General features: G+C 63.1%; 14 protein-coding genes and 4 pseudogenes. 13 read left to right on the plus strand and 5 right to left on the minus strand.

Features of this window, described 5'->3' with window-relative positions; genetic code table 11:
- From E3T23_RS13680 to E3T23_RS15320, 5 genes and pseudogenes are all read left to right on the plus strand, one after another.
- A pseudogene (locus tag E3T23_RS13680) lies at nucleotides 1-100 on the plus strand (IS481 family transposase); the annotation flags it as partial.
- 79 nt (nucleotides 101-179) lie between these two features.
- Nucleotides 180-620 carry a hypothetical protein gene (locus E3T23_RS13685; RefSeq protein WP_134371032.1) on the plus strand — a complete coding sequence of 147 codons (441 nt, stop codon included), beginning with the start codon at nucleotides 180-182 and terminating at the stop codon, nucleotides 618-620.
- On the plus strand, nucleotides 620-1,051 hold the full coding sequence (locus E3T23_RS13690) for a hypothetical protein (protein WP_134371033.1): 432 nt from the start codon (nucleotides 620-622) through the stop codon (nucleotides 1,049-1,051). The genes E3T23_RS13685 and E3T23_RS13690 overlap by 1 nt, the downstream gene beginning before the upstream one ends.
- Nucleotides 1,052-1,306: pseudogene (locus E3T23_RS13695) on the plus strand (ATP-binding protein); the annotation flags it as partial. It abuts the gene before it with no gap.
- A gap of 63 nt (nucleotides 1,307-1,369) precedes the next feature.
- On the plus strand, nucleotides 1,370-1,885 hold the full coding sequence (locus E3T23_RS15320; RefSeq protein ID WP_166806304.1) for a hypothetical protein: 516 nt from the start codon (nucleotides 1,370-1,372) through the stop codon (nucleotides 1,883-1,885).
- Here E3T23_RS15320 and E3T23_RS13705 read toward each other — a convergent pair.
- A complete protein-coding gene (locus E3T23_RS13705) occupies nucleotides 1,772-2,113 on the minus strand; it encodes an ArsR/SmtB family transcription factor (protein ID WP_134371036.1) in 342 nt (113 codons plus the stop codon). The two genes, E3T23_RS15320 and E3T23_RS13705, sit on opposite strands and share 114 nt — an antisense overlap.
- A 202-nt stretch (nucleotides 2,114-2,315) precedes the next feature.
- Between E3T23_RS13705 and E3T23_RS13710 the strand changes: the two genes are divergently transcribed.
- From E3T23_RS13710 to E3T23_RS16055, 5 genes are all read left to right on the plus strand, one after another.
- Nucleotides 2,316-2,942, plus strand: coding sequence for a methyltransferase family protein (locus E3T23_RS13710; protein ID WP_134371037.1), 627 nt, complete (start codon nucleotides 2,316-2,318; stop codon nucleotides 2,940-2,942).
- Between the two features lie 428 nt (nucleotides 2,943-3,370).
- Nucleotides 3,371-4,033 (plus strand): nucleotidyltransferase domain-containing protein, encoded by a 663-nt coding sequence (locus E3T23_RS13715; RefSeq protein WP_166806305.1) that lies wholly within the window; start codon nucleotides 3,371-3,373, stop codon nucleotides 4,031-4,033.
- 92 nt (nucleotides 4,034-4,125) lie between these two features.
- A complete protein-coding gene (locus E3T23_RS13720; protein WP_134371039.1) occupies nucleotides 4,126-4,455 on the plus strand; it encodes a hypothetical protein in 330 nt (109 codons plus the stop codon).
- A 236-nt stretch (nucleotides 4,456-4,691) separates the two neighbouring features.
- Nucleotides 4,692-5,666 carry an IS481 family transposase gene (locus E3T23_RS13725; RefSeq protein ID WP_134371040.1) on the plus strand — a complete coding sequence of 325 codons (975 nt, stop codon included), beginning with the start codon at nucleotides 4,692-4,694 and terminating at the stop codon, nucleotides 5,664-5,666.
- 134 nt (nucleotides 5,667-5,800) lie between these two features.
- Nucleotides 5,801-6,511 (plus strand): alpha/beta hydrolase family protein, encoded by a 711-nt coding sequence (locus E3T23_RS16055; RefSeq protein WP_420898331.1) that lies wholly within the window; start codon nucleotides 5,801-5,803, stop codon nucleotides 6,509-6,511.
- A gap of 515 nt (nucleotides 6,512-7,026) precedes the next feature.
- Here the strand turns inward: E3T23_RS16055 and E3T23_RS15730 are convergent.
- A pseudogene (locus E3T23_RS15730) lies at nucleotides 7,027-7,632 on the minus strand (transposase); the annotation flags it as partial.
- Nucleotides 7,633-7,638: 6 nt separating this feature from the next.
- Here E3T23_RS15730 and E3T23_RS15735 point away from each other — a divergent pair.
- Both E3T23_RS15735 and E3T23_RS15330 read left to right on the plus strand, forming a co-directional pair.
- The gene (locus E3T23_RS15735; RefSeq protein WP_241977960.1) at nucleotides 7,639-8,016 is read left to right on the plus strand and encodes a histidine phosphatase family protein; all 378 of its coding nucleotides are present in this window, start codon (nucleotides 7,639-7,641) and stop codon (nucleotides 8,014-8,016) included.
- Nucleotides 8,017-8,284: 268 nt separating this feature from the next.
- The gene (locus E3T23_RS15330) at nucleotides 8,285-8,455 is read left to right on the plus strand and encodes a three-helix bundle dimerization domain-containing protein (protein ID WP_166806307.1); all 171 of its coding nucleotides are present in this window, start codon (nucleotides 8,285-8,287) and stop codon (nucleotides 8,453-8,455) included.
- Between the two features lie 166 nt (nucleotides 8,456-8,621).
- Here the strand turns inward: E3T23_RS15330 and E3T23_RS13745 are convergent, their stop codons facing one another.
- Nucleotides 8,622-9,596: an alpha/beta hydrolase gene (locus E3T23_RS13745; protein WP_206750243.1), complete on the minus strand. Its 975-nt coding sequence runs from the start codon at nucleotides 9,594-9,596 to the stop codon at nucleotides 8,622-8,624.
- A 305-nt stretch (nucleotides 9,597-9,901) separates the two neighbouring features.
- On the opposite strand from E3T23_RS13745, the gene E3T23_RS13750 reads away from it, so the two are divergent.
- The gene (locus tag E3T23_RS13750) at nucleotides 9,902-10,555 is read left to right on the plus strand and encodes a TetR/AcrR family transcriptional regulator C-terminal domain-containing protein (RefSeq protein ID WP_134371044.1); all 654 of its coding nucleotides are present in this window, start codon (nucleotides 9,902-9,904) and stop codon (nucleotides 10,553-10,555) included.
- A gap of 259 nt (nucleotides 10,556-10,814) precedes the next feature.
- Here the strand turns inward: E3T23_RS13750 and E3T23_RS15480 are convergent.
- Nucleotides 10,815-11,189: pseudogene (locus E3T23_RS15480) on the minus strand (transposase); the annotation flags it as partial.
- Between the two features lie 349 nt (nucleotides 11,190-11,538).
- Entirely contained in the window at nucleotides 11,539-11,871 is a 333-nt protein-coding gene (locus tag E3T23_RS13765) for a helix-turn-helix transcriptional regulator (protein WP_134371045.1), read from the minus strand.
- Nucleotides 11,872-12,356 lie beyond the last annotated feature (485 nt).

The raw sequence follows: 12,356 nt of genomic DNA on the forward strand, positions 1-12,356 counted from the left end.
CACGGGCCTGCCGGTGCGCAAACCCAAACCGATTCGGCACGAGAAGAAAACCCCAGGCGAGCTGGTGCACGTTGACGTGAAGAAACTTGGTCGCATCCCTACGTGTCAGGGTGAGTTGAGGCCAGTAGCTCGGAGCAAGTCCGCCGTTTGACGTAGGGCGAGAATCAGGAAGTCCCACCATGTCCAGCCCATCGTTGATCGCCGTGCGCGACGATAGTCCCATGAACAACAGCAGTCCCGGCCCCCGCGCGGGCAGTCCCACGCCTCGGCGTTCGTTCACGCCGAAGCAGAAACTTGACCACCTCGCCGCCTACGAGGACGCCATCTCCCGCAACGGGGGCGGCGCGTATTTGCGGGAGCAGGGCATCTATTCCTCCCAGATCACGGAGTGGCGAAAACTACGCGATGCCGGGATGCTGCAGGGCAAGAAACCCGGGGAGAAGATCGGCCGGCTCACGCCCGAGCAGGCCGAGATCGCCCGGCTTCGCCGCCAACTTGAGTTGACGGAACGGAGGTTGGAAGCGACGGGGATGGCGTTGGAGATCATGTCAAAAATGCACGAGGTACTCGAAAATCTTTCGAAGAGCTCGCGGGACGAAACACCGCACACGAAACCGTGATGACCACCTACCGCAACCTCACCAGCCACGGCGTTCCGACCCGGACGGCCGCCAGCCTGGTCGGGTTGCCGCGGGCGACCGCGACCCGGACGCCACGCACCCGGGCCGCCCGGCAGGTGGTGGTGCCGGCGAACCGGCTCGATGTCCTCGAGCGGGCCCGCATCCTGGCGGTGGTGAACTCGGCCCGGTTCGTGGATTTGCCGCCGATCCAGATCTACGCGCAGCTGCTCGACGAGGGCATATATTTGGCGTCAATCTCAACGATGTATCGAATGTTGAACGAGAACAAGCAGGTCAAGGACCGCCGCCGCCTGGCACGCCACCCGGCGCGGGCGATCCCCGAATTGATCGCCACGGGCCCGTGCCAGGTCTTCAGCTGGGATATTACGAAACTCGCCGGCCCGGTCAAGGGCAAATACTTCGATGCTTAGCTGCTGGTCATCGACGAGTGGCTGCTCGATAAGCCGACGGAATCAATGCGGACAATGCTGCTGGAGCTGATGGAGCGCCGCTACGGCGAGAGATCAACAGTGTTCTGCACCCAGCATCAACAGAAGGGCTGGCACCAACGCCTCGGCGCCGGCGTCCACGCCGACGCCATCATGGACCGCATCATCCACTACACCACCTGGGTCGACACCGGCACCTACAACATGAGGGAACAAACCGCCCCCGCAACCGCGTAATCCGCGACGGGGAGCACCAGTGGTGCTGAGCCACACCACCACTGGTGCTCTTCCGCACGACCAGTGGGGCTCAACCGCACGATCGGGTGGGGCTCAGAGACTCGAATACTCAATCAATGGCGAGGTCCCCGGTCGTTCGCCACCCAGAAGGCTGCGGATCCCCTCGAAAGTGACATACGCGGCAAGTATGAAGAACGTCACTGCGACCAATTTGAGAGTAATGCGTTCCTTGCGCTCATCCGCATCGCCGTGTCGCAAACGGGCAGCCAGTCGGCGGCCGACCAGAATGGCGGCGATCGATTCGATGCCGGAGTCGATTCCGAATCCGATGACAGATACGAGTCCGGCGGTGATGCCCGCCGTGATCGCGACCGCGCCCTCAATGACGTTATAGGCGACTGTGAACTGGGCCAGCCAATCCTTGCTGAGTGGGCGACTGTGTTTCTTGTTCGCTGCGGATCGACACTAGGCGAGTGCCTCCGAGCCGTAGGTAGAGCAGAGGTCGACTTTAAATCCGGTCGCCTGAAGCAACACCTCGACCGCTTCCAGCAGGTGCGTCAGCTCCGGGTGCGAGAGTGAGTAGAAGAGTTGGCGACCCTCCGCTCGACCAGTGACCAGTCCGCAATCACGAAGGCACGCGACGTGCTCGGAGATCGTGGACTGCGCCAGCCCCAGCTCATCCACCAGGTCTCGCACACGGCATTCTCCGCGTTGAAGTCGCTGGACAATGCGCAGCCGGGTGGGCTCGGCTAGAGAGTGAAGTAGGGAGACGGCGGCCTGTTGGCCTTCCGTTGGCGGTATCGGCATATCCCGATGATATCGGCAGCCGCCGAAGCATGCGATGATGATTACATGTCAACTAACGCAATCAAGTCTCGATATCCGGCATGCCGAAGACCGAGGAGCCTTCGATGAGTCGCGCCGCTCACCCCCCGCACCGTGCCGCCGCTCAACCTGACCCTCGCCAGCTGTTGTCCCAAATCCTCGCGGACCAGGATCGAGGATAGCGATGAGCGCTGACGTAGCCGCGGCTCTCGCCCTGACGCTCTTCGCCATAGGTGTCGTAGCGACGTTCGGGGTGCGCACTTGGGTTCACCGGCGTCGCACCGGCTCCAGCGGTTACAGCGGGTTCTCCGGCATAGCAGGGTCAGCGGGTTGGTGGGGCGGACTGCTGTTCGTCGCGGCGCTCGTGCTCGCGGCTGTTGGACTGATCCTGGCCGTCGTCGGCATCGTGCCCCCTGCGTCGGGCATTTGGGCTTGGGTGCGATGGGCGGGCCTGGTAGTCAGCGTCGTCGGCTTCCTGGGGGTGTTGGCCGCTCAAAGCGGGATGGGCGCGTCTTGGCGCATCGGCGTCAACCGCAGCGAACGCACCGACCTGGTGACCGACGGTCTCTTCGGCTACGTACGCAACCCCATGTTCACCGCGATGTCCACAGCCCTGGCTGGCCTTTCTGCTTTAGCACCTACACCGCTGACCATCACCGCAGTGCTGTGCCTTGTGACCGCGGTCCAACTTCAAGTCCGGGCCGTTGAGGAACCGTACCTGCTAGCCACACATGGACAGGCCTACGCGGCATACACCGCACGAGTCGGACGTTTCATCCCCAATATCGGAAGAAGCATCACCACCCGATGAGAATAAAACTGATGTACGCGGGAGTCACTCCGAACTCGAGTGGGACTCTAGAAGCTACACTGCGGCCCTGAGATCGGGATTTGCGCTTCGGCAGATGCTGACCGTTCGAACAAGGATGACCACGAATTCCCGCACGCTCGGTTCCCGACGGCGCGTTCCAACTTCCTGCCCTCGATCAGCATCTGCACCTCGCCTTCACGGATGATCTCATAGTCGACCTTCTCGCCGCGCTTCACCCAGACGCTGGCCGAGATTTCGGCGACCCCCAGTGGGTGAAGGCGTACCGGAAAATCGCGAAAACGGACGGCGTGACGGAAGCGTTGTGACTGAGCGCGTAAGCAACCTGAACATCTGAGCCATTTCGGTATCGTGTGTATCATGGAGGTATCAGGTTCACAGCTCACTAGGAGGATTCGATGGATCTCGGGATGCCACTTGTCAGTGTCTTCGGTCGAACCGAGGGCGCAGTGCTCACTGTTCTTGCGCGCGGGTCGGCGTCGGTGAACGGTCGCCAGATCGAACGTTTCCTCGGCGGAACAGTGAGCATCAGAGGCGTCCAGGGGGCCTTGGCGCGTCTGGCTCGGGTCGGGCTCGTGCTGGCGACGTCCCGACAGGCGGAGACGCTCTACCGGGTGAATCGGGCGCACCTGCTCTGGTCAACCGTCGAGACGGCGATCACTGCATTGACTGCGCTCCGTCAGCGCATCCGCGATCTCGCTGCGAATACGGCCCCGGCCGGCACTGCGGTCGTCCTCTATGGATCGGTCGAACGAGGAGAGGCCACGGCCGACTCCGACATCGACCTTCTGGTCGTGTACCCGGACGAAATACCGGCGAGTCTCCGTGAGGACTTCGTCTCTGAGTTGGGGCGCAGCGTCGAGCTCTGGACTGGGAACCCAGCACAAGTAATCGAGATCACCATGGGCGGCCTCACAGAATCCGCAGGACGCGGTGACGCGCTCGTCGACCTGTGGCTCCACGACAGCGAAGTCCTGGTCGGCGCACTCCCGAAAGCACTGCTTCCGAAGGCACTGCTCCCGCAAGCAATGCTCCAGACCGGCGAAATTCGAACCGTACTCCAGCAGCAGTAATGGCACGCCAGGCTCCCAAGCGCCAGAATATCGACCGGTCCGGGATCGAGGCTCGGCTCCCGGACGCACGGAGGTTCCTTGAGGTAGCGAAGATGTATGTCGCAGACGACAACGTGTTCTCCTGGAAAGTGGCGGGCTCGAACGCGGTGAACGCGGTGAACGCGGGCATCGCGGCCTCAGACGTCATCTGCGACACCGTCCTTAGCGAGTGCTCCCGCAGCGGAAACCACAGCGATGCGTTAGCCCTTCTCTTCGAAGCGACGCAACCGGACACGTCACCGCGCAAGCATCTCAACGCGTTGCTGTCCGACAAAAGCAGCTATCAGTACGTAACAGCCGTTGTCCGACAAGATGCTGCACGGCCGCTCGTTGAGCATGCCGCGAAACTGGTGGAAGAGTGGGAGCGTCGCGCGAAGCGATAGCCCTAGCAGGCCTCTGCCGCACGAGCAGCAGCGCGACGATTACGGGCAAGAGTCAAGACCGCTTCTGTGCGTGCTTCGGCGACGATCTGCTCACGCACGCTCCGGTCGCTGAGGTCGCGCAAACGACTAGCTGTAACTCCCACGGACGTTGTGAACGACGTGGCTTGAGTTAAAAGGGCGAGGACCTCCGGCATCGAAGTGGGTAACCACACTCACTCGATTTCTAGGAGGCCCTCGTGTCCCACGCTAACGCTTTGTTGTCCCCGAAAGGCCGATTGCTGCTTGCCCGCCGCGTCGTTGTCCATGGCTGGAACCTTCGTAGGGCCGCGAAAAGTATGAGCTGCTCACCGGCGACAGCGAAGAAGTGGGCTGACCGGTATCGGGCCGCTGGTGAGGCCGGCATGCGCGACCTGTCGTCACGCCCGCTGACCTCGCCCAACCGCACCCCCATGCGCATCGAACGACGGATCGTGGCACTTCGATTCACGAGACGATGGGGACCTCATCGAATCGCGTTTCACCTGCACTTGAACCGGTCAACGGTCGAGAATGTGCTCCGTCGCTTCCAGATGCCGCGCCTGGCCAACATCGACCGGGTCACCGGGCTGCCCGTGAGGAAACCGAAACCGATCCGCTACGAGCACCCGAACCCGGGCGACCTCGTTCACGTCGATATCAAGAAGCAGGGACGCATCCCCGACGGCGGTGGGCACCGAACTCTCGGCCGAGCCGTTGGCCGCAAGCACAGAGGTCACCAGGGCGGCCGGGGCTACGCGTTCATCCATCACGCCGTCGACGACCACTCACGGCTCGCCTACTCCGAGATCCTTCTCGACGAGAAGAAAGAGACCGCCGCCGGGTTCTGGCAGCGGGCCAACGCGTTCTTCGCCAGCCACGGCATCACCGTCCTGCGAGTGATCACCGACAACGGTCCCTGCTACCGCTCGGGCACTTTCCAAGCCGCGCTCGGCCCGGGAATCAAGCACAAATTCACTCGCCCCTACCGGCCGCAAACGAACGGCAAAGTCGAGCGCTTCAACCGCACCCTGGAAGCCGAATGGGCATACGCCGCTGCTTACACATCAGACGAAGCCCGCGCTGCCACCTACCAGCAGTGGGTCCATGACTACAATCACCACAGACCCCACAGCGGCATCGGAAACACCCCACCCATCAACCGCGTTCACAAGGTCTCTGGGAGTTACACCTAGTCGTCGTCCTCCTCGTCGTCGGCCTCGCGCGACCGGCGAGCACCGAGGCGATCACCGGCGTGGACGGAGAACCCTTAGAAGGCAGCATCTCCGAGCTGGTGAGTGTCCCGATTGGCGGGCACGATCAGGCGATCATGCTGCGAGGGCACGACTACCGCGCGCCCGTCCTACTCTTCCTGGAGGGCGGCCCCGGGGGCACGGCGGTGGGCTCCATGCGGATTGCAGGGCAAGGGCTTGAGAAGAACTTCGTCGTTGCCACGTGGGACCAGCGCGGCGCCGGAAAGTCCGCGGCCGCTTTTGAGCCTGTCGCAACCCTAACCGTCGATCAGGCCGTGCATGACGCGATCGAGGTGAGCGAGTACCTGCGCGACCGTTTCAACCAACCGAGGATTTACCTCGTGGGGAGCTCGTGGGGGACGGTCCTGGGAGTGCTCGCGGCCCAGCAGCGCCCCGACTTATTCGCCGCGTACGTCGGCACAGGGCAGATGGTCGACCTCCAAGCGACGGACAAGCTTATGTACGCAGAGTCCGTCGCCTACGCGCAACGGGTCGGGGACGGCGCTTTCGGCGACCAACTGGCTGCCATCGGACCCCGCCTTACACCGACATGCTCGCCTACCCCGTGGCGCTCTCTTCAAATCCGGACGGGCAGACCTACCCCCGTGGATCCGACTACGACCCGAAGACGGCGTACCCAACCAGCCTGTTTGTCGCGGAGTACACGCTCATCGAACAGGCTCGTGGGATGGGCGCCCTCATCAACACATTTGCCACGATGTATCCTCAGCTTCAAACAATCGACTTTCGGCGAGACGTACCCCAACTTGAGGTGCCCGTGTTTCTAGTCGAGGGAGCACACGAGGCACCCGGGCGTGCGGTCCTGGCCCGCGAATGGTTCGCTGTATTGGCGGCGCCGAGCAAGCAGGTCGTGACCTTCGGGGGCTCAGGGCACACCCCACATCTGGACGAGCCCGGGCGGTTTGCAGCATTCATGAATGACGTCGTCCGAGCGCAGACCTCCCGTTGACGTCCAACTCATCACAAAAATCCACCCTGATTGTTGAGTGCTTACAGCTCGCGCATGTCTGAAAAAAGGCCTTCGGCGGTGTGTAAGCCTGAATTCACCGGAAGGCCGCTGAGCAAATCTTAATTTTGGTTTGGTGGGGCTTTGGTGTTTCAGCCGCTGGTGCGGACTGGGTCTCGCGGCCCGGGTGTTCCACTGGTGCTCCTGTTGATGCGAATGTCGGCTGGTGCGGACTGGGTCTCGCGGCCCGGGTGTTCCACTGGTGCTCCTGTTGATGCGAATGTCGGCTGGTGAGTTAGGTGGGGCGGGTTGTCTCGCTCTGAAGTTCTGGTCCAATAGGGCTGTCCAGGGTTTCTCCCAGAGCCAGTGCTCGGGCAGGTGCAGGGTGATGCGTCGCGCGGAGGGTGAAATGCGCGCGGGGACGCTGACGAGTTTCCGGCGGATCGTCGCCGTCGCCGCTCGGGCGAGACCGTTCCCCGCCATGGTCGCGACGGCGCGGGTGAGGCTAAAGGCCATGACGGCGAGGACCAGACAGGCGGCGTTGGCGGTGAACACGCCCGAGGGAAGGTGAGCCAGAACGCTGCTTTTTTGGACGGAATTGACGAGCTCGATCACCGCGTGGGCGCGGTGGGTTTTGTCTGCTGTGACGGTGTCGAGGGTGCTGGTGGTGAAGAAGGCATGGAACCGGTGCGTGTCAAACAGGGTTGGCTGGTCGACGTTTTTCTTGTTCAGTTCCGGGATGGGCCGAACCACGAGGCGCCCGGTGATCTGCTCGCTCTTCTTGCGGGATGTGAACGCGGTGAACGGGACCTCTGCGACTTCAGTGTTACTGATCCACGTTTTGGTGCCTTCGTCATAGATCGCGTTGGTGTATTCAATCGCTGTCCAGGCACTGTCGGGGATCGCTCCAAGCCCTCGTTTGACGGCGAACTGGGACCGGACGACATCTTGCGCCCGCTCACCGCGCGCGGTGTCGCTCAGGCCGAATCCCTGGTCCGCTCCCTCACCGACGACGAGATCTCGGTGGTGCGGGCGAGCCCGGCGGTGCGCTGCCGACAGACCGTCGAGCCGTTGGCGGCCGGACGGGGCCTGATGGTGGGTGAACATGCGCTGCCCGCCAAGGATGGTGCGGTCGACGAGTTGCTCGACTGGATCCTGGCGAACCCGACGGCACCGGGGGCGCTGTGCGCTCACGGTGAAATACCGCGCGCGTTGCTCATCGTGGCGCGGGCGTCGGGCCTGGTGACCGCACCTGCACGCGCGACAGAAAAAGGCGCCGCTTGGCGCGCCTATGGGCACCAAGACGGAGTCCTCGCCCTGGAGTAACCCCACCATTTCTGCTCCGCTGACCCCTTCACCCCCGAAGTGCCAGCCGTTTTCGGATCGCGCAGCGTGGTCCCACGTGCGCTCACGTTGAGGAGCTATTTTGCGAGAGGGCGGAACTCAGGGCGTGGTGGACCCGACGCGGGCAATCGTCTCGGCTTAGCCGTCGATCGCGGCCCAGTCCCGGAAGTCCCGTTCCGACAGCAACGTGCGTCCGGCGGCACCATCAAACGGGCTGCACCGCGCGGTCGGGGCGAGGACGACGACACCCATGTCCAAGTTCGATGAAAGCCAGGCCGTCGTCCAAGTAACCGTGCGGTTGTCCGCCCGGTTTTCCCGGTTTCCCGACGTCCCGGCAACGGTGGTGCAATCGGCCGTGCGCGACGAGCACGCCAAGCTCGACGGACGAGTACGCAACTACGTGCCGGTCTTGGTCAAGTGAGCCGCCTGACAGCGGCTGGCGATGTTCGCCCCCCGTCGATCAATCGATTCGCGTGGGCTCCTCCCACCGCGCCCCGGTCCACTGCTGCGCCAATCGGTCGCCGACCGGGCGGATCGACCCGGCCGCTCGAGTTCGAGGGGCGTCCGGCGCGAGCCGGCCAAGGTCGCTACGTCGGGTCAGCCAATCCGGTTGAGCCCGTCAGGATATCGGACTGCATGATCTCGCGCATCTTCCTCGGTTCCTCGAACAAGGGGCTGTGCGCGGATCTGGTGAACGTGTAGAAGCCCTTCAACGGTGCATCAAGTTGCTCGAAGTACGACTTGGCCAAGGGGTAGGAGACCGTGTAGTCGTAAACGCCATGAAGGAAATACACGGGGATCTCAAGCCGGGTGACTTTCTTGGTCAGATCCGTCGAGAGCAGGGTGTTCCACAACTGGTCACCGGAGAAGATCTTGCCCCGCCACGTATTGATCTTCTCGCCGAGCGTGTACTCCCGGTTCTGGAAAGACGGCAGCAGCAGACCAGAAACAATTGACCTCATCTTGTGGGTGGTGCCGATGCCGAGGCGGTGCATGGCCGAGTCGCGAACCGAGAGGTAGGACTCCGGCAGCGGGACCGAGTCGCTGATAGGTGCTTCTTCGAGCATCCGCACCATCTTCGCGTCGCCGTCATCCTTGAGCTGTTGGAGCATGTAGGCGGACGCGAGCTTTTCGGACTCGAGCTGGTCCGACATCTGGGCCACGCCAATGTACGCGTGGTACAGCTCGGGGGCTTGCGCGGCGGCCTGGATTCCGATGAAAGTTCCGCCCGAATGGCCCATGAGGTAGATCTTCTGGTGTCCGAAACGCTCGCGGAGGTAGTTCGTCACCGACAACGTGTCCGCCACGAGCTGTTCCGGGTTGACGCTCTCCGGTGAGACCACGGAGCTGTAGGAGAGACCTGAACCGCGCTGCTCCCACCAGACCACGGTGAAGTACTCGTCCAAACCCGTGGGGTAGTCCTGGGTGAGGAAGTAGTCGGGCATGCCCCCATGGAGGTAAAGCAGCACAGGGTTGCTCGAGTCCTCGCCCTTGATGAACATGCCCTGCTCGACACCGTCGATGTTGACGTGGAACTTCTCCGAGATGCTCCCCGGCAGCACGCTCCCGTCGGCATCCAGGAATGGCCTGGGTCGTCCAGGGCTCCACCACAGCAAGATCCCGACAAGAACGAGCACTGAAAACATCAAGCCTGAAACCGCGGTCACCATGACACGCCGAACCCTTCGCGCGAACCTCCAAGCGGCCCAACCGCTGCCGTCGACATCAACCATCATTTCGCTCCCTTCCCGCAGCCCGCCCAGCTGGAGCTGGCTACTGATGTCTACGCTGTAGACAATAGTAGTCTACGCAGTAGACTCGACGGTCGATCCGACCACGGGTCCGCGGCGTTCTGCGAGGAGGATCCATGGCGGCACAGGGACTGACGCGCGAGATGCTCACGTCTGCGGCCTTGCGCATCGTCGACGACGACGGGCTGCACGCTCTGTCCATGCGGAGGCTGGGATCAGAGCTTCGCGTCGACCCGATGGCCGCGTACCGACATATCCCGAACAAGGGAACCCTGCTCGACGAGGTCGTCGAGGCCGTCATGTCCGAGATCGACACCGACGCCGTCGACGCCTCGCTCCCCTGGCAGGACCGCCTGCGCGCGCTCGCGGTCTCTTACCTGGCCACGCTGATGGCCCACCCGAACGCAGCACCTCTGATCGCCGAGCGCTCGCTGCGCGGGGCCGGTTCGCTCCGCGTGGTCGAGAAGGCGCTGCGGATCATGACTGACGCCGGGGCGCAACTGGGCGACGCGATCGCCACCATCGACGCGATCGGACTGCTGGCCGCCGGAATCGCGCAGGCGTCGAGTGCCTCAGTCGAGCAGGCAGAGGCAACCGCGGGCAAACCCCTTGCCGGGCTCCCACCCGAGGGGTTCCCCCTACTTGCTCAGGCCGCCGCAGCGGGAGCACTCTCGGACGGGCTGGCCGACGTGTTCAACTTTGCTATCGACGCCATGATCGCCGCTCTCGAGGCGAAGTCGCCGTCGGGTCACGGCCCACGGGTGCCGTAGATCCGTCCGGTGGCCGACCGGTACCGCACGGTCTGGCCGGGTGGCTGGGGCCTTCAGCCTGCCTAGGCCCTCGCGGCGACGGCAGACCGGGGGCATGCATTCCTGATCGCGTGCGACGGGTGCCGCAAGGTGTGCCTGAGCCTCGCGCTGGCCTACGGGGTCCGCGCTAAGCCTCGATCCACCGGTCCGGGTCTCGCGGCCCGGATGTTCCGCTGGTGCTCCTGTTGATGCGAATGTCGGCTGGTGGGTCAGGTGGGGCGGGTTGTCTCGGTCTGAAGTTCTGGTCCAATAGGGCTGTCCAGGGTTTCTCCCAGGGCCCGTGCTCGGGCAGGTGCAGGGTGATGCGTCGCGCGGAGGGTGAAATGCGCGCGGGGACGCTGACGAGTTTCCGGCGGATCGTCGCCGTGGTCGCTCGGGCGAGACCGTTCCCCGCCATGGTCGCGACGGCGCGGGTGAGGCTAAAGGCCATGACGGCGAGGACCAGACAGGCGGCGTTGGCGGTGAACACGCCCGTGGGAAGGTGAGCCAGAACGCTGCTTTTTTGGACGGAATTGACGAGCTCGATCACCGCGTGGGCGCGGTGGGTTTTGTCTGCTGTGACGGTGTCGAGGGTGCTGGTGGTGAAGAAGGCATGGAGCGGATATCGTGCAAGGGGAGCAGTCATGGGTTGTGCTCGCCGATCCGGACGGCAATACATTCTGCATTCTGGAATCCCCGAACTCCACGGGATCGAGCCCAAGTAGCCAGATCGTTCTTCAGAGGCCGCTCCCCTGAGTCAATCATCACGCGTAGTTCCGTAACGCGTAGTTGCGTATCTTGACCAGCTCTGTTACGTTACCGATAGATACGTAATAGGGAGTTGGTTCTGATGTCCGAGTCGCAAATGGCACCGCGCCGCCCCGGTGGCCGTGGCAGCGATATCGGGCGCGTAGACCGTGCCGGCGCGGACGTCGACACCGTCTATTTGCACCCAGACTTCCGCGTCAGACATCGGCCTGTTTCTTCGGCAGGCTCTGACGCACACGCTGCGGGAGAACTTCCTCGGAACGAAGCCGACCGATGTCGCTGCGATAAGGATCGGCGCTCTCAACCACCGTGTCCATAATTCCCAGTTCCCGGAAGACACGCAGCGCCGTCTCGAGGCTGACGCCTCCCTGCCCCGATTCAAGCTTGTGGAGGGTGGCCCGGCTCATGCCGGCGCGGTCCGCGACCTGCGCAGCAGTCAACCCAAGAAGTTTGCGCCACGTCTGAACGTCCGTGCCAAGTTCACGGAGAGCACGCCGGACCGGGATGGGTGCTGTTCGTTTCTCGACCACTAGATTTTCTCCCTAACACCCATTATTTTATACACTAACGCTGATAAAGCACTTGATACCGCGCATTAGCGCGGTTTCTTCTCTGCGGCGAATCGCAAGTTGAACGGACGACGGTGCCGCGCGTTGGGCGTGTGACATCTAAGGGCGGAGAGGTTCATGCCTGCGCGCAACGGGCATGACTGTCGGTGCGGCCTAAACTCACAAGACTCACAAGACTCACAAGCAAGAACGTCGCTCTGCAAGGGTGGGCGGACGCGGCGGATCCGCCCGCGCGCGCTGACGACTTGGAGACCAGAGGGCGAGCAGCATTCTGACTCGTCAAGGAGCTGGCTCAGCTCGCCGGGCGCGCCTGATTGCAAGCGATCAAGGCTCCGGTAGCGTTGTGTCTCGGAGTCCCCCCACTCCGACGATTAGCCCCGGTCTTCATGCTCGTCTTTCCCCAGGCGATACATTCCGGGGCTATTTCGTTTCTTCCCCCACAGCGA

The sequence above is a fragment of the Cryobacterium cheniae genome (genome assembly GCF_004403395.1).
In the GTDB taxonomy this organism is placed as follows: domain Bacteria; phylum Actinomycetota; class Actinomycetes; order Actinomycetales; family Microbacteriaceae; genus Cryobacterium; species Cryobacterium cheniae.

Coding starts and splice junctions, on each gene's coding strand:
- E3T23_RS13685 (WP_134371032.1), top strand. CDS start 180: ATGTCCAGCCCATCGTTGATCGCCGTGCGCGACGATAGTCCCATGAAC.
- E3T23_RS13690 (WP_134371033.1), top strand. CDS start 620: ATGACCACCTACCGCAACCTCACCAGCCACGGCGTTCCGACCCGGACG.
- E3T23_RS13705 (WP_134371036.1), bottom strand. CDS start 2,113: ATGCCGATACCGCCAACGGAAGGCCAACAGGCCGCCGTCTCCCTACTT.
- E3T23_RS13710 (WP_134371037.1), top strand. CDS start 2,316: ATGAGCGCTGACGTAGCCGCGGCTCTCGCCCTGACGCTCTTCGCCATA.
- E3T23_RS13715 (WP_166806305.1), top strand. CDS start 3,371: ATGCCACTTGTCAGTGTCTTCGGTCGAACCGAGGGCGCAGTGCTCACT.
- E3T23_RS13720 (WP_134371039.1), top strand. CDS start 4,126: ATGTATGTCGCAGACGACAACGTGTTCTCCTGGAAAGTGGCGGGCTCG.
- E3T23_RS16055 (WP_420898331.1), top strand. CDS start 5,801: ATGCTGCGAGGGCACGACTACCGCGCGCCCGTCCTACTCTTCCTGGAG.
- E3T23_RS15330 (WP_166806307.1), top strand. CDS start 8,285: ATGTCCAAGTTCGATGAAAGCCAGGCCGTCGTCCAAGTAACCGTGCGG.
- E3T23_RS13750 (WP_134371044.1), top strand. CDS start 9,902: ATGGCGGCACAGGGACTGACGCGCGAGATGCTCACGTCTGCGGCCTTG.